The 19,672-nt window shown below is 63.8% G+C and carries 16 protein-coding genes; 8 read left to right on the plus strand and 8 right to left on the minus strand.

From position 1 onward, the window contains the following. Positions 1-98 precede the first annotated feature (98 nt). Positions 99-572: a hypothetical protein gene (locus AB9K35_RS20810; RefSeq protein WP_222453267.1), complete on the minus strand. Its 474-nt coding sequence runs from the start codon at positions 570-572 to the stop codon at positions 99-101. A 113-nt stretch (positions 573-685) separates the two neighbouring features. Here AB9K35_RS20810 and trkA point away from each other — a divergent pair, with 113 nt between their 5' ends. The 4 genes from trkA (at position 686) to hflX (ending at position 5,231) form a co-directional block, all read left to right on the plus strand. Next, positions 686-2,062 carry a Trk system potassium transporter TrkA gene (trkA, locus tag AB9K35_RS20815; RefSeq protein ID WP_222453266.1) on the plus strand — a complete coding sequence of 459 codons (1,377 nt, stop codon included), beginning with the start codon at positions 686-688 and terminating at the stop codon, positions 2,060-2,062. Position 2,063: 1 nt separating this feature from the next. Continuing rightward, positions 2,064-3,599 carry a TrkH family potassium uptake protein gene (locus AB9K35_RS20820; RefSeq protein ID WP_369929105.1) on the plus strand — a complete coding sequence of 512 codons (1,536 nt, stop codon included), beginning with the start codon at positions 2,064-2,066 and terminating at the stop codon, positions 3,597-3,599. A 121-nt stretch (positions 3,600-3,720) separates the two neighbouring features. After that, complete coding sequence (gene hfq, locus AB9K35_RS20825) at positions 3,721-3,960, plus strand: RNA chaperone Hfq (protein ID WP_005611588.1); 240 nt, start codon at positions 3,721-3,723, stop codon at positions 3,958-3,960. Next, positions 3,960-5,231, plus strand: a complete 1,272-nt coding sequence (gene hflX / locus AB9K35_RS20830; RefSeq protein ID WP_369929108.1) for a GTPase HflX — start codon at positions 3,960-3,962, stop codon at positions 5,229-5,231. Before hfq ends, hflX begins: the two co-directional genes overlap by 1 nt. Before the next feature lie 54 nt (positions 5,232-5,285). On the opposite strand, the gene AB9K35_RS20835 is transcribed toward hflX, so the two are convergent. Continuing rightward, complete coding sequence (locus AB9K35_RS20835) at positions 5,286-7,781, minus strand: penicillin acylase family protein (protein WP_369929110.1); 2,496 nt, start codon at positions 7,779-7,781, stop codon at positions 5,286-5,288. Between the two features lie 115 nt (positions 7,782-7,896). Between AB9K35_RS20835 and AB9K35_RS20840 the strand changes: the two genes are divergently transcribed. After that, positions 7,897-8,769 carry an NAD(P)-dependent oxidoreductase gene (locus tag AB9K35_RS20840; protein WP_369929112.1) on the plus strand — a complete coding sequence of 291 codons (873 nt, stop codon included), beginning with the start codon at positions 7,897-7,899 and terminating at the stop codon, positions 8,767-8,769. 119 nt (positions 8,770-8,888) lie between these two features. Here AB9K35_RS20840 and AB9K35_RS20845 read toward each other — a convergent pair whose 3' ends face one another. Continuing rightward, the gene (locus AB9K35_RS20845) at positions 8,889-9,464 is read right to left on the minus strand and encodes a YSC84-related protein (protein WP_222453261.1); all 576 of its coding nucleotides are present in this window, start codon (positions 9,462-9,464) and stop codon (positions 8,889-8,891) included. A 136-nt stretch (positions 9,465-9,600) separates the two neighbouring features. Next, a complete protein-coding gene (hemB, locus tag AB9K35_RS20850) occupies positions 9,601-10,599 on the minus strand; it encodes a porphobilinogen synthase (RefSeq protein ID WP_222453260.1) in 999 nt (332 codons plus the stop codon). 198 nt (positions 10,600-10,797) lie between these two features. Here hemB and AB9K35_RS20855 point away from each other — a divergent pair, with 198 nt between their 5' ends. Beyond that, positions 10,798-11,319: a component of SufBCD complex gene (locus tag AB9K35_RS20855; protein ID WP_369929115.1), complete on the plus strand. Its 522-nt coding sequence runs from the start codon at positions 10,798-10,800 to the stop codon at positions 11,317-11,319. Positions 11,320-11,366: 47 nt separating this feature from the next. Then, on the plus strand, positions 11,367-14,825 hold the full coding sequence (mfd, locus tag AB9K35_RS20860) for a transcription-repair coupling factor (RefSeq protein ID WP_369929117.1): 3,459 nt from the start codon (positions 11,367-11,369) through the stop codon (positions 14,823-14,825). Between the two features lie 83 nt (positions 14,826-14,908). On the opposite strand, the gene AB9K35_RS20865 is transcribed toward mfd, so the two are convergent. From AB9K35_RS20865 to AB9K35_RS20875, 3 genes are all read right to left on the minus strand, one after another. Then, a complete protein-coding gene (locus AB9K35_RS20865; RefSeq protein ID WP_369929119.1) occupies positions 14,909-16,132 on the minus strand; it encodes a multidrug effflux MFS transporter in 1,224 nt (407 codons plus the stop codon). Between the two features lie 176 nt (positions 16,133-16,308). Next, the gene (locus tag AB9K35_RS20870) at positions 16,309-16,965 is read right to left on the minus strand and encodes a DsbA family oxidoreductase (RefSeq protein WP_369929121.1); all 657 of its coding nucleotides are present in this window, start codon (positions 16,963-16,965) and stop codon (positions 16,309-16,311) included. Then, complete coding sequence (locus AB9K35_RS20875; RefSeq protein ID WP_369929123.1) at positions 16,962-18,479, minus strand: class I adenylate-forming enzyme family protein; 1,518 nt, start codon at positions 18,477-18,479, stop codon at positions 16,962-16,964. Before AB9K35_RS20875 ends, AB9K35_RS20870 begins: the two co-directional genes overlap by 4 nt. A gap of 64 nt (positions 18,480-18,543) precedes the next feature. On the opposite strand from AB9K35_RS20875, the gene AB9K35_RS20880 reads away from it, so the two are divergent. Further along, on the plus strand, positions 18,544-19,167 hold the full coding sequence (locus tag AB9K35_RS20880; RefSeq protein WP_222453254.1) for an XRE family transcriptional regulator: 624 nt from the start codon (positions 18,544-18,546) through the stop codon (positions 19,165-19,167). 29 nt (positions 19,168-19,196) lie between these two features. Here the strand turns inward: AB9K35_RS20880 and AB9K35_RS20885 are convergent, their stop codons facing one another. Then, positions 19,197-19,430 (minus strand): hypothetical protein, encoded by a 234-nt coding sequence (locus tag AB9K35_RS20885; protein ID WP_369929125.1) that lies wholly within the window; start codon positions 19,428-19,430, stop codon positions 19,197-19,199. Positions 19,431-19,672 lie beyond the last annotated feature (242 nt).

A 19,672-nucleotide genomic window follows, 5' to 3' on the forward strand; every position in this document is an offset into this window, starting at 1 on the left:
TGCACGGAGATGTCAGGCCGTGATGCGCCGCGCAGGTGGTTTCGACGCAAACCGGGCTGTGGCACTGCCGCCCGCGGGGCTGCAGCACATGGGGCTGGTCAGCCTTTGGTCCGGATACTGACCGTTCCATCGCGATTGCGGATGGCACAGGATGTCTCGTCCAGAGGGCCAAGCAATGTCTGGCCCACGGTTTCGCCTGCCGTGCTTGCCCCTGTACAGCGTTTCAATTCGATCTGCTGATAGCCTTTGTCGGCCATGCAGGCCTTGGCTAGTCGCTGGCGGAGCTGCCGGTTGGTGTCGACGGTGTAGGTGCCGCCGTCAGCCCAGTAGCCTGGCCGATAGTAACATTGTCCGCCGCTGCAATAGCGGTGACCGGGGTAGAAGACCGCCGGGCGTTGGCGGATCTCGGTCGCTACCGGGGCGTCCTTGAGGGCACGCGTCTCGCAGCTCAGGGTGTCGGCTTCCAGGCGCGAAACCTCGGCGCCGGGTTTGTAGTAGGCGGGCAGAGGGCCGCAAGCGCTGACCATCAGCAACCCGGCGGCGCCCAGGGAGCGGAAAAATGCATCGATCATATGGGGAAGATGGGGGCAAGCAGAGGATTTTACAATTAATTTGACCGTGAATGCGGCTTCTGTCATGCACAGTGCGCGAAACTCTGCGCCTCACTTCGCCAAGGAACACGTCTATGAAGGTCATTATCTGTGGTGCGGGCCAGGTTGGCTGGCAGATCGCCCGGCATCTGTCCGGCGAACACAATGATGTCACGGTTGTCGATAACAATCCGGATCTGGTGCGTCGCGCCACTGACACGCTGGACGTGCAAGGTATCCACGGCTTCGCGTCCTACCCGGATGTGTTGCAGCGCGCGGGCGCACGGGATGCGGATATGATCATCGCCGCGACCCATTCGGACGAGGTCAACATGGTGACCTGTCAGGTGGCGCATTCGGTGTTCAAGATCCAGCGCAAGATCGCCCGGCTGCGGGCAAAGAGCTACCTGACCGCGATCTATTCCGATCTGTACCAGCGGGAGCACTTGCCGATCGACGTGGTCATCAGTCCTGAGCGCGAAGTTGCTGCGGCGGCGATGCAGCGGCTGTCGGCGCCTGCGGCGTTTGACACTGAAACGTTCATGGACGGCAAGGCACAGCTTCTAGGCATCCAGATCGATGAGGGCTGCCCGGTGGTGAACACGCCCCTGCGCCAGTTGACCGACCTGTTTTCCACCCTGCGCGCGATTGTTGTCGGCGTGCGTCGGGACGGGACCCTGTTTGCGCCGGAACCGGGTGACCAGCTGTTCGTCGGCGACAGCTGCTATGTCTTTTGCCACGTCGATGACGTGTCGCGCACCATCGAGGTCTTCGGCAAGCACGAAAAGCGCCAGGACCGCGTGGTGGTCGTCGGGGGCGGCAATGTCGGGCTTGAGGTGGCAAAGGCACTGGAGGCCAGCACAACCCGCATACGCGCCAAGATGATCGAGCGGGACCGCCGCTCCGCCGAACGCGCGGCCGAGCAGTTGGAGCGCACGATCGTGTTGAATGGCGACGGGCTCGACCGGGCGCTGATGATCGAGGCCGGCATCGACAAGGCTGACGCCATGCTGGCCGTGACCGATGACGACAAGACCAACATGCTGGCGGCAGTGCGGGCCAAGGCCGAGGGCTGCCCCTTGGCGATTGCCCTGATCAACGATCCCACGCTGGTGCCGCTTCTGCCGCATCTTGGGATCGACGCCTATATCAACCCGCGCTCCACCACCGTCAGCTCGATCCTGCGTCATATCCGCTATGGCCGGGTGCGCCAGGTGTATTCGCTGGGTGACGCCGAGGCCGAGATGATCGAGGCCGAAGTGCTCTCGACCTCGCCCATCGCCGGTCAGATGATCCGCGAGACGGATTTCCCCGAAGGCGTTCTGGTTGGCGGCGTGCTGAAGGATGGCGAGATGCTGCGCCCCTCCGGCGAAATGCGGATCGAGGAGGGGGATGTGATCGCCCTCTTTGCAATGGCGGATGACGTGCCGGAGGTCGAGCGCCTGTTGCAGGTCTCGATCGACTATTTCTAGAATGCGACAATCGGTCAAAGCCCCGGTCGGGGTGCTGCGGCTGCCGCTGTTCTTGCTGATCTCGGGGATTGCTTCGCTGGCGATGTGGCTGCCGGCCGTCCATGCGCTGGTGCTGGACGACCACCACACGTCGCGCAGCTTCTTCTACTCTGGCATCCTGGGGCTGACGCTGGTGGTGATGATCGCGCTGGCGCTGGGCAACAAGGTGCCGCGCTACAGCATGACGGGTCAGTTGCTGTCGCTGCTGGCGACTTTCACGGTGCTGCCACTGTTCCTTGCGGTGCCGGTGCAGGACGCCTTGGTCAGCACCCGCTATCTCAATGCCTATTTCGACATGGTCAGCGCGATCACCACCACCGGCGCAGACATCTGGGCCGATCCGGCGCGTCTGCCGCCCAGCGTGCATCTGTGGCGCGCGATGGTCGGCTGGCTCGGGGGTCTCTTGATGTGGATTGCCGCATCGGCGGTTCTGGCGCCGATGTCGCTGGGTGGGTTCGAGGTCACGGCAAGAGGCCAGCCGGGCGGCGGCACCGCCGCGCCTGCACATATGGAGCGGGCGGATCCGCGCCGCCAGTTGGTGCTGGTGACCCGGACCCTGTCGCCCATTTACATCGGCCTGACGCTGGTGCTGTGGGTTCTGCTGATGATCACCGGGGAACAGGCGCTGATCGGGCTGAGCCATGCCATGTCGGTGATGGCGACCTCCGGGATCTCCGCCGTCGGTGGCGTGGAACGTGCGGCCAGCGGTCTGGCGGGCGAGATGGTGATGTTCCTGTTCATGTTCTTCGCCCTGTCGCGGTTGACGTTTTCCAGCGACACGGTGACGGCCGGGCAGGGGCGCCTCGACCGCGACCCCGAGTTCCGGACCGGGCTGATGATCGTCTTCGGGGTGCCTTTGCTTCTGTTCCTGCGCCACTGGGTTGCCGCCTATGAGGTCGACGCGGGCGAGGATGTGGCGCAGGCTCTGCGGGCGCTGTGGGGGACCATCTTCACCGTGCTGTCGTTCCTGTCCACCACGGGGTTCGAGAGCGCCCATTGGCAAGCGGCACGGGATTGGTCGGGGCTGGAAACGCCGGGGATGATCCTGCTTGGATTGGCGGTGTTCGGCGGCGGCGTCGCGACGACCGCCGGCGGGGTCAAGCTGCTTCGGGTCTATGCGTTGTATCTGAATGGCCTGCGCGAGATGGAGCGGCTGGTGCACCCCCACTCGGTCAGTGGCGAGGGGGATCGGACGCGCAGGCTGCAGAAGAACGGTGCTTTCGTGGCGTGGCTGTTCTTCATGTTGTTTGCCCTGTCGCTGGCGGTAATCAGTACGGCGCTGGCGGCGGTGGGATCCGATTTCGAGCAGTCGCTGGTGCTGGCCATTGCGGCGCTGTCCACCACCGGGCCGCTGACGGAAGCCGCCGCAAGCGAGCCGATCGTGTTGGCGCTTCTGACCACGCCGGCCAAGTTGATCCTGTGTTTCGCCATGGTACTGGGGCGGCTGGAAACCCTGGCCTTCATCGCGTTGCTGTCACCGAATCTGTGGCGCAGCTGAGCGCGGGTGAGGCCGGAAAGTGTTTTTGTGGTGGAAACTTGCCAATTCTGGGTCCATAATCGACTGCAACATGCGTGCTGGTCCGCAGCGCGCTGCAAGAACAAAGGCGAGATAATAAAAAATGGCTTCGGACAGACAGAATCTTCAGGATGCCTTCCTGAATCACGTTCGCAAAACCAAGGTTCCGGTCACAATTTTTCTGATCAACGGGGTCAAGCTGCAGGGTGTTATCACCTGGTTCGACAATTTCTGTGTGCTGCTGCGCCGCGACGGACAGTCGCAGCTTGTCTATAAACACGCGATTTCGACCATCATGCCGGCCCAGCCGATCAGTCTCTATGAGGGTGAAGACTCCAATTGATGGAGCATGACAGGAAGCGTACCCGGGCCTGGGTGCTGCATCCGGAAATCAAGTCAGACAGCGGGCGCCGCGATGCCGGTCCCGCACTGGAAGAAGCCGTTGCCCTGGCAGCGGCCTTGCCCGACCTTGACGTGGTCGGGTCAAACGTCGTGCGCCTGCCCAAGGCGCACGCAGGCATGCTATTCGGCTCCGGCAAGATCGAAGAACTGGCCGGTGTCTTCAAACAGAACGAGGTCGAACTGGTTCTGATCGACGGGCCGGTCACACCCGTTCAGCAGCGCAATCTCGAGAAGGCGTGGAAGGTCAAGATCCTCGACCGGACCGGGTTGATTCTCGAGATTTTCTCGGATCGTGCGGCCACGCGTGAGGGCGTTCTGCAGGTCGAGATGGCGGCGCTGAGCTATCAGCGCACCCGCCTGGTGCGGGCGTGGACCCACCTTGAGCGTCAGCGAGGCGGTCTTGGATTTGTCGGCGGACCCGGCGAAACCCAGATCGAGGCCGACCGGCGGGCCATTGACGACCAGCTGGTGCGGTTGCGTCGGCAGCTCGACAAGGTGGTGAAGACCCGAACGCTGCACCGCGCCTCTCGGGCCAAGGTGCCGTATCCGATCGTCGCGCTGGTAGGCTATACCAACGCCGGGAAATCGACGCTGTTCAACCGGCTGACCGGTGCCGAGGTAATGGCCAAGGACATGCTGTTCGCCACGCTGGACCCGACCATGCGACGGGTGCAGATCCCGGATGGGCCGGAAGTGATCCTGTCCGACACGGTGGGCTTCATCTCGGATCTGCCGACCGAGCTGGTCGCCGCCTTCCGCGCCACGCTGGAGGAGGTTCTGGCCGCCGATGTGGTGCTGCATGTGCGCGACATCAGCCATGCCGAGAGCGAGAATCAGGCCGAAGATGTCGAGGCGATTCTCGCGTCGCTCGGGGTGGAGGACAACCGCGCCCGTATCGAGGTCTGGAACAAGCTGGATCAGCTGCCTGAAGACGAGGCGGAGGCCCGTCGTCAGCGCGCCGCGCGAGAGGAGGGGATCCACGCGATTTCGGCGCTGACTGGTGAGGGTTTGGATGACCTTCTGCGCGACATCGCCGAGAAGCTACAGGGGGTGCGCCACGAGGAGGTTCTCAACCTCAGCTTTGCCGAGGGCAAGCAGCGTGCCTGGCTGTTCAAGGAGGATCTGGTCCAGAAAGAGGAGCAGACCGACAGCGGGTTCGAGGTCACCGTTCTGTGGACCGACCGGCAGAAGGCGCGGTATCGAAAACTGTGATCCTGACGGTAGTCTGGACATGAAAACGGGCGCCGCGGCGCCCGTTTTTTATTCTCAGTCTCGGGGTGTGATCCGCGTGATCCCCACGGCGGCGGCGCGGGCCAGCTCCTCATCCAGGGACATCGGGATGTATTCGCCCCGGCGCCACAGCTGCGCCATGTCGTCGTAATAACGTGACAGCGGATGGCCGGACTGCCCCGTCGAGGTGATGAACACCGAGCTGTCGGGATCGGCGAAATCATAAACGCCGCGGTAGCCGGCAGCATGGACGTTGTGGAACGGATCCGGGTCGCGCCCCGAGGTCTTGCCCCGTTGCAGGGTGTTGTCGCTGCCGCTGGTGGACTGGCGGATGTTCACAAAGTAGCGCAATATCGGCACCTCGCCCAGCACCGGGTGGTCTTGGGTGGCCTGGTGCGCATCGCCCCAGCGCAGCGATTCCAGCGCGCTGCCGTAGCGCTCCGAGATCCAGACCAAGGCGTCGTCGAGCGCCAGCCGGGCCATGTCCTCGCAGGTCTCTCTGGGCGCGCTCTGGCGGACGTCGCACCATGCAGAGGCCCCATCGACGTTGCGAAACACCCGTTCGATGAACAGCGGCTCGACATGACCAAAGCTCTTGGCCAGCGGCCCAAGGTCATCGGTGATCAGCCGGGCCTGAAGAGCGCGCAGCCAGGCCGCGTAGATCAGCGGCTCCGGCAGGTGCTCGTTCATCTCCCCGTTCCATTCCGACAGCAGTGACAAGGCGATCTGGCGCTGCCGCTCCGGTGTGCCAGCGGGCGCGGCCTCACCGGTGAACCACAGGTTGGCACCGATCAGCGGCAACAGGCTGCGGGCGGTATAGGACACCGTGTCGAGCTGCGCCTCGATGAAGCTGTCACGGGTGTGCACCTCGCGGGTCTGCATCAGCTTGTGCCACCGGTGGATGCGCTGGGTGTCCCCCCAATCATAGGACATGTGATTGGGGAAGGGGCGTTCGAGGATCTTGTTGTTGGTGTTCCCAAGGATCCCGCCCTGCGGAGAAACGAACTGGGGATTGTCCTCGTAGGGCGCGCGGCCCTTCCAACGGTTCTCTGGCCGCCAGCCCTGGCTTGGCATGCGGCCCCGGCTCTGGTGGGCGGCGTCGCGTTGCGGGAAGGCGCCCACGGTCTTGAGCGCGATGGTCTCGCGATCCACCAGCGTCAGGTTTTGCGACGGGGCGATGAAATCCTTGCCCGCATCGATGGCTTCGGCCACCGTGCCGCTGCGCATCAGCGCCAGGGCTGCGGTCATCGACGTGTCGCGCGGGCTGAGCGCGGTCCAGGCAAGCGAAACGACGTGGCCGGGCGGGGTGATATCTGCGAGGTTGAACATCGAGCCCGGCAGCACGGGGCCATTGTCCGTCCAGCGCAGGGTCAGGGTGACCGGCGGCTGGTCCTTGATCTGGATGATCGACGGTCGGGTGACGAATTTCTTGTAGCCGTCGACGCTCAGATATTCTTGCGGGTTGTCCGGGTTCAGCCGTTCGATGAACAGATCCTGATCATCGAGGTAGGAGGAGGTCACCCCCCAGCCGAGGCTGTCAGAGCGAGCGGTCAGAACCGCCGGGATGCCGGGGATGGTGCCGCCGATCACCGCGCCTGTGCCCAGTTCGAGCCGGGCGAGATACCACACGCCGGGCGCCGACAGGCCCAGGTGGGGGTCATTGGCAAGAAGCGTGCCGCCCGCGGCCGACCGGCTGGGGGCTGCGGCCCAGGCATTTGACGCCCCGGCAAGGCCGCGTGGCGCGACAGGGAACAGCAGGCTGTCCTCGGTCGTGTCGGTGCGTGCTGCGCGTCGGCTGGACGCCTGATGCAGGCCTGCGCCGGGGACCAGTTCGGCGTATTCCGGCAGGGCGGTCAGGCCGCTGCCTGGTGCATCGGGCAGGATGTCGCGCAACCGATCGCCGTCCTGCAACGCCAGAGAGGTGCGGGCGCGCAGGATTTCTTCCTTCATGTGGCCGGAGAGCTGCAGCGCCATCAACTTCATGATCGCGATGCTGTCCGCGGGCTGCCACGGAGCCATCGGCATATTGAACAGGAACATTTCCGGCGCGCCCCGGCCAAGCGCCTTTTCATTGATCTCCTGCAGGCGGGCGTTGACGCCGGCCGCATAGGCGGTGAGTGCCGCCATCGCCTCGGGGGACTGGACGGAGACCGATTGCTGCGCCAGCCGGTACAGGTCCAGTCGGCGCAGGTAGGTATCGGTCTCCACCGTGCGGCTCCCGAAGACCTCGGACAGGCGGCCCTGGGCGGTCCGGCGCAGCACCGCCATCTGCCACAGCCGGTCCTGTGCGTGCGCATAGCCGAGGCCATAGTACACGCTGTCGTCACTGGCGCCGAAGCTGCCGAAGATATGCGGAACGTTGGCGTTGTCGCGGACGATTTCGACCGGGGAGGACAGGCCGGGCAGGGCGATATCCTTGTCATAGTCCGGAAGCGATTGCGAGGCGAGGTAGTAGACCAGGGCAACTGCCAGAACGCAAAGCAGGATGAGGCCTGCGGTCAGGCGCAGAAGCCAGCGAAAGAGATGTCGCATCAGCAGTGTTTTTCCGGTTCAATTTGTTGTTTCCGGCCTCCAGCGGATTGCACGCGGAGGGCCGGGTGGTAGTGTCGTCGCCAACATATGCGAAGTCTGAACAGGGGAAAAGCACATGGCGAAAATCGCGTTTCTGGGTCTCGGTGTGATGGGCTATCCGATGGCGGGGCACTTGCAGGCCGCAGGGCACGAGGTGACCGTCTACAATCGCACCACGGCCAAGGCCGAGGCTTGGGCCGCAGAGCACGGCGGCGGCTTTGCCAAGACGCCGCGAGAGGCTGCGGACGGGGCAGAATTCGTCATGGCCTGTGTTGGCAATGACGACGATCTACGGTCGGTCTGCCTGGGCGAAGACGGTGCATTCGCAGGTCTGGCCGAGGGGGCGGTATTCGTCGATCACACGACCGTGTCGGCCAAGGTGACCCGCGAGCTTTACGCGGCGGGGCGCGAGCAGGGTATCGCCTTTGTCGATGCGCCGATTTCGGGCGGTCAGGCCGGTGCCGAAGGCGGCGTTCTTTCGGTCATGTGTGGCGGCGATGCGGACGCCTATGCGCGGGCGGAACCGGTGATGGATGCCTACGCCCGAATCTGCCGCCGGATCGGCGAGAGCGGCGCGGGGCAGATGACCAAAATGTGCAACCAGATCGCCATTGCCGGTCTCGTGCAGGGGCTCAGCGAGGCGCTCCATTTTGCCGAGAAGGCGGGGCTGGACGGGCGTGCGGTGGTCGAGGTGATCAGCCAGGGCGCGGCGGGCAGCTGGCAGATGTCGAACCGTTACGAGACGATGCTGGACGATCATTTCGAACACGGCTTTGCCGTGGACTGGATGCGCAAGGATCTGGGTATTTGCCTGGACGCCGCTGACGAGACCGGCGCCAGCCTGCCGGTGACCGCGCTGGTGGACCAGTTCTACAAGGACGTTCAGAAGATGGGTGGCGGTCGCTGGGACACCTCGTCGCTGTTCAAGCGGCTGCGCGAACTGGGCTGATCGCCGGACGCCTGAAACCAAGACACCCGAAACCAAAATGGCCTTTCCCGACGGAAAGGCCATAGTTTTTCCTGGGTGCCCGGATCAGGCCGACTTGGGCCTGGTCGACATCGTTACGGTCAGGGGATGATCCGGGTGTATTTCGTGCCTTCCACGGTTGCGCCGATGCGGAAGCCGGCCTGACCAAAGACCACCGCCAGCACGGGCGAGGTCAGCGTATTGGTGTCGGCGGTGACGGATTCGCCTTCGTTGTTCGCCACGGCTTCGATGTCGGCACCGGCCACCCAGCCGCTGGAGCGGCGGAAGTCGGCGAGCGCCTTGGGGGTCATGAAAAACAGGACATGCGAATGCTGCTGGGCGCCGAGCTGCAGGCCTGCGTTGCCCTTGATCGCCGAATAGTAGTCCACCGTCACCCCATCGATGCGCAGCACGCCGCGCCCGTAGGCCCCACCCAGCATGAAGCCCGCCTCGGTGACCAGGGGCATCACGAGCATGCCGCTGGCCTTATCGGCCAGGGTGCGGGTGTTGGGATATTGGCTGTACATCTGCCGCAGGGTTGCATCTGCGCGGGCATCGATGATCGCGCCGTTCTTGGTGCCGACGCCGTTGCCACAGGCGGCGGTGACGCCAGTGGCGGCCAGCGCGCCAAGGGCAAAGCTGCGGCGGGTCAGGGTGGGGGAGGATGAGCTGCTCATTTTCTCGGGTGCCTGTAATGGTTTGTGCCATGGCCGGTTGGCTCCGGCGCTGGCGCGGTTATACGCGGAAAACCGCTGCCTGTCATCTGCCGGGCAGACGTGGGCGGCGGCTTCCCGCTGAAACGTTCAGGTGGGCTCAGCCGTTCAGCAGCCGGGCGGCCTCGGGCGCGAAATAGGTCAGGACACCGTTGCAGCCCGCCCGTTTGAAGGCCATCAGACTTTCCATCATCACCTGCTCGCCGTTGATCCACCCATTCTGTGCCGCGGCTTGGATCATCGCGTATTCCCCGGACACCTGGTAGGCGAAGGTGGGCACGCCGAAGGTGGACTTCACGCGCTGGCAGATATCCAGATAGGCAATACCCGGCTTGACCATCACCATGTCCGCGCCTTCCATCAGGTCGCGTTCGATCAGCCGCAGCGCCTCGTCGCTGTTGGCGGGATCCATCTGGTAGGTCTTCTTGTCGCCCTTCAGCGCACCCGAGGCGCCCACCGCATCGCGGAACGGACCGTAAAAGCCCGAGGCGTATTTGGCGGAATAGGACAAGATCGTCACGTTGGGATGGCCTGCTTGCTCCAGGGCCCGCCGCATGGCGCCGATACGCCCGTCCATCATGTCGGAGGGGCCGATGATGTCGGCACCCGCCTCGGCCTGGGCCAAGGTCATCTTGACCAGGGCTTCGACCGAGGCGTCATTGACGATCTCGCCGTTCACCACGTAACCGTCATGGCCGTTGATGTTGTAGGGATCCAGCGCGACATCGGTCATCACCGCGATGTCCGGTGCCGCCTGCTTGATGGCGCGAATGGCCCGGTTGGTCAGGTTGTCCGGGTTCCATGCCTCGGCGCAGTCCTCGGTTTTCAGCGACGCATCGGTATAGGGAAACAGGCAGATCGCCGGGATCCCCAGCGCCTGTGCCTCGACCGCAGCCTCCGCCACCTTGTCGACCGAGCGCCGCAGAACCCCGGGCATCGACTCGACAGGCTCCATCTGGCCTTCGCCCTCGCGGACGAAGATCGGCCAGATCAGATCGGCAGTGGTCAGGGCGTTTTCACGCACCAGGTCGCGGATGGGCTGGCTGACACGGGTGCGGCGCAGGCGAGCGGCGGGGAAGGGCGCAACGGTAGGCTTCATGGAGGACTCTCAGGTTGATTGGCCCATGGGTGGCATACCTGCGCTGGGCGCACAAGCGGCTGAACTGGCAAGGTGCGGTTTGGCCGCGGCTTTCAAGTTATCGACGCCATGGTCTTGCCTGCGCGGGCCGGGCAGTTGATATAGGGCCGGTTGACGCAATTGCGGTCCGAATTTCCGGGGCCGCAGAAGGGGGCAGGCGTGGATCTTCTTCAGATTATCTACGAAATGATTGAGCTGCGGTCGTTTTCCAACCTGTGGTACTGGATCGCGCTGGCGGTCCTGTGGTCCTCGGCCAGTCATTGGATCCTGGGGGTGCCCTACGACATGGTGCACAGGGCCGCGCGCAAGGGCGGCCAGGCGGAACGCGATCTGGAGGATATCACACGGGTCAATGTGAACCGGATGCTGTATATCGCCGAGGTGTCCGGCCCGTGGCTGGTGGCGCTGTCCTGTTTCCTCCTGAGCGGGCTAGCGGTTCTGGGTTTTGGCTACTTGATGGAGATCGCACAGGCGGTCTTCTTGTTGTTGTTCCCGATGGCCATCGTGAGCGTCATCACCTTTGCCACCGCGCGCCGTATCGCGCGCGAAGCGGCAACGGGCAGGGTTCTGCGGCGGCGTCTGGCCTTTTGCCGACTGTATATCCAGATGGTCGGTGTCGTCGCGATTATCATAACCGCCTTCTGGGGCATGTATCAAAACCTGACGATCGGCGCATTCTGACCGAGGCGTGAGCCGGGTGGGTTCGAGGGTTTGAAGAGGAAAACGGCATGGCACAGCGTGCAATCACCATGGGCGGTGCGCCCGAAGGCTTTGATGCCCGGCTGATCCTGAAAGAGGTGCAAAGCTCTGGCGCGCCGTTGCTGCATGTGGCGCGCGACGACAAGCGGATGGAGGCGATGCGTGCGGCGCTGGCCTTCTTTGCGCCCGATATGCCGGTGTTCGTCTTTCCGGGATGGGACTGCCTGCCCTACGACCGGGTGTCTCCGAATGCTGACATCTCTGCCGCCCGTATGGCGACGCTGGCGGCCCTCGTGCATGAGATGCCCCGGCAGTTCGTGCTGCTCACCACGCTGAACGCGGCCAGCCAGCGGGTTCCCGCGCGATCCGTGCTGCGCGAAGCCGCCTTTACCGCGCGGGTCGGCGGGCGGGTCGATGAAGACGCGCTGCGCAAGTTCCTCGTCCGCATGGGATTTACGCAAAGCCCGACGGTGATGGAGCCGGGGGACTACGCCATCCGGGGGGGGATCATCGACATCTTTCCCCCGGGGGAAAGCGGGCCGGTGCGGCTGGATCTGTTCGGGGACGTTCTGGACGGGGCACGCCGGTTCGATCCGGTGTCGCAGCGCACCACCGAAAAGCTCGAGGTGGTGGAGCTGGCGCCCGTTTCGGAGGTGATCCTTGACGAGGCGGCGATCACCCGGTTCCGTCAGAACTATCGCATCGAATTCGGTGCCGCGGGCACGGATGACCCGCTGTACGAGGCCGTGAGCGCTGGGCGCAAACATCAAGGCATCGAACACTGGCTGCCGTTCTTTCACGAAAAACTGGAAACCCTGTTCGATTACCTGCCGCAGGCCACGGTCACGCTGGACGATCAGGTGACACCGGCGCGGCTGGCGCGCTGGGACACGATTGAGGATCAGTACCAGACCCGCAAGCATGCCATGGCGCAGAAAGGGCGGCTCGACACCGTTTACAAGCCGACGCCGCCGGGGCTGCTGTATCTGGATGACGGCGCCTGGGAACAGGCCACCAGCAACCACCGGGTGGTGCAATTTCACCCCCTGCCGCAGGCCTCGGGTCCGGGCACGGTGGATGCGGGGGGGCGCATCGGTCGCAATTTCGCACCCGAGCGGCAGCAGGAAAAGATTAGCCTTTTCGGGGTTTTGGCGGAGCATATCAAAGCGCGGATGCAAGTCGGGCCGGTGGTTGTCGCCTCTTATTCCGAAGGCGCGCGTGAACGACTGGCCGGGCTGATCGAGGATGAGGGGCTGGCGGAGGCGATCCCGGTGATGGACGGCACCCGCATCGGCAAGTCTGGCCTGCATCTGGCGGTCTGGGCGCTGGAGCACGGGTTCGAGGCGCCGGACATGACGGTGATTTCGGAGCAGGACGTGCTGGGTGACCGGTTGATCCGCGCGCCGAAGAAGCGCCGCAAGGCAGAGAACTTCCTGACCGAGACCCAATCGCTCAGCCCCGGTGATCTGGTGGTGCATGTGGACCATGGCATCGGCCGCTACAAGGGGCTGGAGGTGGTCACGGCGGCGGGGGCCGCGCATGAATGCATTCTGCTGGAATACGCCGAACAGGCCAAGCTCTACCTGCCCGTCGAAAACATCGAGCTGTTGTCCAAATACGGCCACGAGGAAGGGTTGCTGGACCGTTTGGGCGGTGGCGCATGGCAGGCCAAGAAGGCCAAGTTGAAGGAACGCATCCGCGAGATGGCGGACAAGCTGATCCGCATCGCCGCCGAGCGCGCCCTGCGCAAGGCCCCGGTGATGGATCCGCCGCCGCATGCCTGGGAGGAGTTCTCGGCCCGCTTCCCCTATCAGGAGACCGACGATCAGCTGCGCGCCATCGAGGATGTGATGGAGGATCTGCACTCGGGTCAGCCGATGGACCGGTTGATCTGCGGCGACGTGGGCTTCGGCAAGACCGAGGTGGCAATGCGTGCGGCCTTCGTCGCCGCCATGTCGGGGCTGCAGGTGGCCGTGGTGGCTCCGACCACTCTGCTGGCGCGCCAGCACGCCGCATCCTTTGCCGAGCGGTTCCGCGGGTTTCCATTGCAAGTCAGGCAGTTGTCCAGGTTTGTTACAGCCAAGGAAGCGAGCCAGACCCGCGAGGGACTGGCCAAGGGCACCGTCGACATCGTGGTGGGCACCCACGCGGTGTTGGCCAAGAATATCAAGTTCCAGAACCTCGGCCTGTTGATCATCGACGAGGAGCAGCATTTCGGCGTTGCCCACAAGGAGCGTCTGAAGCAGCTGCGCAGCGACATCCATGTGCTGACCCTGACCGCAACGCCGATTCCGCGCACGTTGCAGCTGTCGTTGACCGGCGTGCGGGATCTTTCGATCATCGGCACACCGCCGGTGGACCGGTTGGCGATCCGAACCTACGTCAGCGAGTTCGACAGCGTTACCATCCGCGAGGCGCTCCTGCGTGAGCACTACCGGGGCGGCCAGAGTTTCTATGTGGTGCCGCGCATCAGCGATCTGCCGGAGGTCGAGGAATTCCTGAACGCGCAGCTGCCGGAGTTGACTTACGTGGTGGCGCACGGCCAGATGGCCGCGGGTGAGCTCGATGATCGCATGAATGCCTTTTACGACGGCAAATATGACGTATTGCTTGCAACAACGATCGTGGAGTCGGGGCTGGATATTCCGACCGCGAATACGATGGTGGTGCACCGCGCCGACATGTTCGGCCTGTCGCAACTCTACCAGATCCGCGGGCGGGTCGGGCGCTCCAAAACCCGCGCCTATGCCTATCTCACCACCAAGCCGCGCCAGCGGCTGACGCCTGCAGCCGAGAAACGCCTGCGGGTTCTCGGCTCGCTCGACACCCTGGGCGCGGGCTTTACGCTGGCCTCGCAAGACCTTGATATCCGGGGTGCAGGCAATCTTCTGGGCGAAGAGCAGTCCGGCCAGATGCGCGACGTGGGCTATGAGCTGTACCAGTCGATGCTGGAAGAGGCGATTGCCAAGATCAAATCGGGCGAAGCCGAAGGGCTGGCCGACACCGACGACCAATGGGCGCCGCAGATCAACCTCGGCGTGCCGGTGTTGATCCCCGAGGATTATGTGCCGGATCTGGACGTGCGTCTGGGGCTCTATCGCCGCCTGTCGTCGCTTTCGACCAAGGTGGAGCTGGAAGGATTTGCGGCCGAGCTGATCGACCGGTTCGGCAAACTGCCCAAGGAGGTGAACACGCTCCTGCTGGTGGTGCGGATCAAGGCGATGTGCAAACGCGCAGGCATCGCCAAGATGGATGGTGGCCCCAAGGGGGCAACGATCCAGTTCCACAATGACAAGTTCGCCTCGCCGCAAGGTCTGGTGGAATTCATCCAGGCGCAGAACGGTCTGGCCAAGGTGAAGGACAACAAGATCGTCGTCCGCCGTGACTGGAAAAAGGACAGCGACAAGATCAAGGGGGCGTTCGCCATTGCCCGCGATCTGGCCGAAAAGGTTGTCGCGGAAAAGAAAAAGGCCAAGGCAAAAGCCTAGGCCTGAAGGGCGCCAAGGAAACCGGGGTTTCCTTGGCCATGTTTTGTTTACGCATACCGCTGACCGCAGGTTGCGATGCGGGGTTATTCCGCGGGCAGGCGGGCCTCGATATGGGCCATGCGCAGCATCAGCGTAAAGGCCAGGCAGGTCATCGTGAGCAAGCCGGTGCCAAGCGGCAGCAGGGTGCCATCAAACAACAGCCCGACCGGAGCCGCGATGGCCACCGCCAGTACGGTTGAAACCGCTCCGGTGACCGAGGCCGCCATGCCGGCAATATGGCCCATCGGCTCCATCGCCATGGCATTCAGATTGCCGAGCGTGGTGCCCGCCAGAAAGAAAACGCTGGTCTGCCATGCCACGAACAGGCCGAACATCAAGGTTTGCGGCAGCGCCTGGGTGCTCAGCAGCAGCATCGTGGCGGAGAACAGGATTTGGGCTCCGAGCGACCAGGTCACAATTCGGCGCATGCCGACACGCACCACGATGGCGGCATTCAGCAGGCTGGCGCTGCCAGACATCAGCGCCACGAAGCCGAACCAGAACGGAAAGCTTGCCCCGCGGTCGAAGATGACATCGTAGACCTGCTGCACCATCGTCAGCATCGTGAACAGCATGCCAAGGCACAGGGTTTGCACCATGATGGACAGGCGCACGCTGGGATGGGCGAACATCTCGCGTACCGCGCCCATCAGCAGTGGCATGCGGAAGGGGCGGCGGTTCTGTCTTGGCAGGGTTTCGGGCAGGCGCAGGCCCATCCAGGCAATGATCACCAGCGCAAACAGGGTGAACGCAAGGAAGATGGCGCGCCAGCTGGAAACCGCGATGATGCCCGCGCCCAGCATCGGCGCAATGGCAGGGACAAGCGTGAAGATCATCATCGCGATCGACATGATCCGCGCCATTTCGCGCCCGGAGAACAGGTCGCGCACAATTGCCAGACCGACCACCCGTGGCCCGGCAGCGCCGAGCCCCATCACGACGCGCGAGGCCAGCAACAGCTCAAGCGACTGCGCGCGCCAGGCGACCAGCGCCGCCGCGATGTAAAGGATGGCGCCGCCTGCGATCACGCGCTTGCGCCCAAATGCGTCTGACAGGGGGCCGGTAAAAAAGGTGCCCATCCCCATGCCCAGCACAAATGCCGTCAGCACCAATTGGGCGCGATTGATGTCTCCGGGGCTGAGGGCCTGACCGATTTCGGGCAGGGCAGGCAGCATTGCGTCGATGGAAAAGGCAATGGTGGCAAACATCATCGCGATAAGCGCGATGAACTCGGCTTTTGAGACGCCGGGCTTGGCGGAAATATTCATCTGAAACCTCTAACGGGGCTACAGGCGGCACCGGGGATCGGCGCCGGTCTGCGAGCCTTGCGTTTCCGCTAGCATGAATGCGACAACCGGGCCATATCCCGAGCCGCACAAAACGCTGTGCATTGTTGCGATGCTAAGCAGTTTCCCGCCGCCGTGGCGAGGTTTCAAAGGCGGTGTCAGTCGGACTCCGCGTTGGCCAACTGCTGCTGGATATCCGCGATGACCTGTTTCCACAGCTCGGGCTGCTGGGCGCCCGGAACCGCATGCTGATTGGCAACGATGAAGGTCGGCACCGACGTGACCCCCATCTTGCGGGAGTGCGCATCGCGGCTCTGGATGGTTTCGACGTCGCTGTCACCTTCGAGAAGCCGACGAATGGCGGCCGCGTCCAGACCGGCTTCCTCGGCCAGTTCGGTCAGCACATCGTGGTCTCCAATGTCCCTGGCCTTTATGAAATAGGCCTCGAAAAGCGCATCGACGATCAGCGACTGTTTGCCTTCGATGCCCGCCCAGTGGATCAACCGGTGCGCATCCAGCGTGTTCGGCGTGCGCGTCATCCCTTCGAAGTTGATCGACAGCCCGGCCTTCTCGGCGTGTTCTACCACAGGGGCATAGGCCTTCACCGCGCCTTCCTTGCCGCCGAACTTGCGCTCGAGATATTCGCGTCGGTCCATGCCCTCGCGTGGCATGTCGGGATTGAGCTGGAAGGGGTGCCATTCGATCACGAAGGGGTGATCCGGAACGTCTGCCAGGGCCTTGTCCAGATGTGTCTTACCAATATAGCACCAGGGGCAGATCGGATCGGACAGGATGTCGAGTTTGACAGTGGTCATCTTGGGTTTCCTTTGAACAGAGCGGGCAGGGCGCGACGGCGCAATTTTCCGTTAGCGCCCAGCGGCAGGCTGTCGAGATGGACATAGGCGCGGGGCTGCTTGTATCGCGCCAACCGGGCGGAGGCAAAGGCCTCCAGCTCGGAAACGCTCACTTCTTCGGGACCGGTGTAAAAAGCGGCGATGATCTGCACGCCGGGCTTGATCTCGACCGCAGCAGCCGCGACCTGTGCGAGGCCGGGATGCGCAGCCAATGCGGTTTCAACTTCGATCGGAGAGACCCTGTACCCGCCCGCGTTCATCATATCATCATCGCGGCCGAGATAGTGAATCTGACCGTCGGCGTGCATCACGCCGAGATCGCCAGTCAGGAACCAGTCGCCCTGAAATCGTTCGGCGGTCTCGGCCTCGGCATGGAGGTATCCCAGCATCAGTCCCGGGTCGCTGCGGTGGACGGCGATGGTGCCGGGCTCGCCCCTTGGCACTGGTCCTTCGGCGCCGAGGATGGCGACCCGCCGTCCGGGCTGGGGCTGCCCTAGGCTGCCGTCGTGCGCGGGCTGCTCCGGACAGGATGAGATGAAGGTGGAGCACTCCGACATGCCGAAGGCTTCGTGCAGGGGGCGGTCGGTTGCCCGTTTCCATTGCGCCAAGATCGCAGGGTTCAGCTTTTCACCTGCGCAAAGCCCGTGGTGCAGATCCGGCAGGGGCGGCAGGTCGGCGCGAAGCATTTTCCGATAGACACCTGGCGCGGCGGCAAAGAGCGTGGCGCGATGGTCTCGCAGCATTTGCGGGAGTGCTTCGGGGCTGGTGCCGGGCGCGGGCACCAAGGCTGTGGCCCCGGCGGCCCAGGGGTCCATCAACCCGGTGCCAAGCGTGAAGGTCCAGTTGAATGCGCCCGCATGCAGAAGCCTGTCGTCGGGCCTCAGCGCGTACCAGCCGGAGACCATCATCTGCCGCGCCCAGACCGCCCGATGGGCATGCAGCACGGCGCGCGGATTTCCGCTGGTTCCGGAGGTGAAGACGATATAAGCCGACCGGTCCGGGCTGCCCATGTCGTAGTCGCAAGGGGCCAGATCCCGCATGGCCACCAGAGACACGGTCGTGATCTGGCAGGGGTGACTCGCGCAGGAAATGGCTGGATCCCGCAGCACCGCTGCCGGTTTCAGGAGGGCGATCATTCGCGCGGTCTCCGGTTCCGTCAGCTGGGCCGAGGTCGGCACCGGCACCAGCCCGGCGGCAATCGCGCCCAGGTAGGCAATCGGAAATTCCACCGTATTGCCGAGCCGCATCAGCACCACGTCACCCGGGCGCAGCCCGGCTTGGAGCAGGCCGGTGCCAGTGCCCCGAACCGCGGCCTCCAGCTCCGCGTAGCTCCAGTCGGTATGTCGCGGGCCATCCACGATCGAAAGCGCGGTCTTGTCCGGTTGTGTTTCGGCGTGGCGCAGCACATGGGCGGCCATGTTGAACGACGTTGGGCAGGGCACCGCCGCGGCGGAGGTGTCGGAAATGGATAGCATCACAATTGGCTAGCCCGCGCGCTCCTGCGTTGCAAGCGGCGTTGGCGCGGATTATAGAGAGCGCATGAAAGCCCGTGACCCGAAATCCCTGATTACCATTGCCCGCGCCAGCGGCTCGGACGAGACTGCTGAACCCTTGGATCTGGGAGCCCGCGTGCGCGAACTGCGCAAGGCGCGGGACTGGACGCTGGAATACGCGGCCAATCAGGCAGGGCTGGCGCGCTCGACATTGTCCAAGATCGAAAATGGCCAGATGTCACCGACTTACGAGGCGTTGAAGAAGCTGGCCGAAGGGTTGGAAATCTCCGTGCCGCAGCTGTTTACCCCGCCGCAAAGGGACCAGGTGAACGGGCGGATGACGGTGACCAAGTCCGGCGATGGCGCGGCCCATGCCACCGCCACCTACGAGCATGAGCTGCTGGCGGACGGCCTGTCCCGCAAGCAGATGCTGCCGTACCGTGCCCGTGTTCGCGCGCGGTCGATGGAGGAATTCGACGGCTGGGTGCGCCACGACGGCGAGGAATTCCTGTACGTGCTCACCGGTGTCATCAAGCTTTACACGGAATTTTACGAGCCGATCGAGATGCGTCGTGGGGACAGCGCCTATTACGACGCTGCCATGGGGCACAACGTGATTTCCACCAGCCCGGAAGATGCAATGATCCTCTGGGTAACCTCGCTGGCCTGATCCACTTCGGGGCCAGTGGACCAGCTTCGCTAATGTTGCGGCTGGCCGTCCAACTCGCGCAGCAGGCTTTCGACATAGAGGAAGTCATCGACCTCTTCTCTTGCCTCGGTGAGCGTGAGGTGATGGGTGCGGGCCAGATAGGCGACGAATTTGTCCCGGTCATCCAATAGCGATGGGGCGTTCTTGGCCTTCAAATGTGGAAAGCGCTGTTTGATGCGTGGCATCCTGTCAATCCAGCTGGCAGCTGCTGCTTGTACAGGCATTGGGGGCACTCCCTGACAAACGGTTCACGATGGTTGGATGCCCATCCTAACATTTTTTCGACGACCTGATAACAGGGCGTCAAGCGCAGCGGCGTGGCCCGCCCTCAAAGTCGCCGGTCACCCGGCCGAAATCACAGTCCGATGGACGCCGAAAGATGGCTGGATGCGATGGTTCGTTTGCGGTGCTTTGGCGGCAGCTGGTGCTCCGGGCCGCGCGCGATGGGGCTAGCGCATTGTCGTCC

This window comes from Leisingera sp. XS_AS12, from assembly GCF_041224635.1.
Taxonomy (GTDB): domain Bacteria; phylum Pseudomonadota; class Alphaproteobacteria; order Rhodobacterales; family Rhodobacteraceae; genus Leisingera.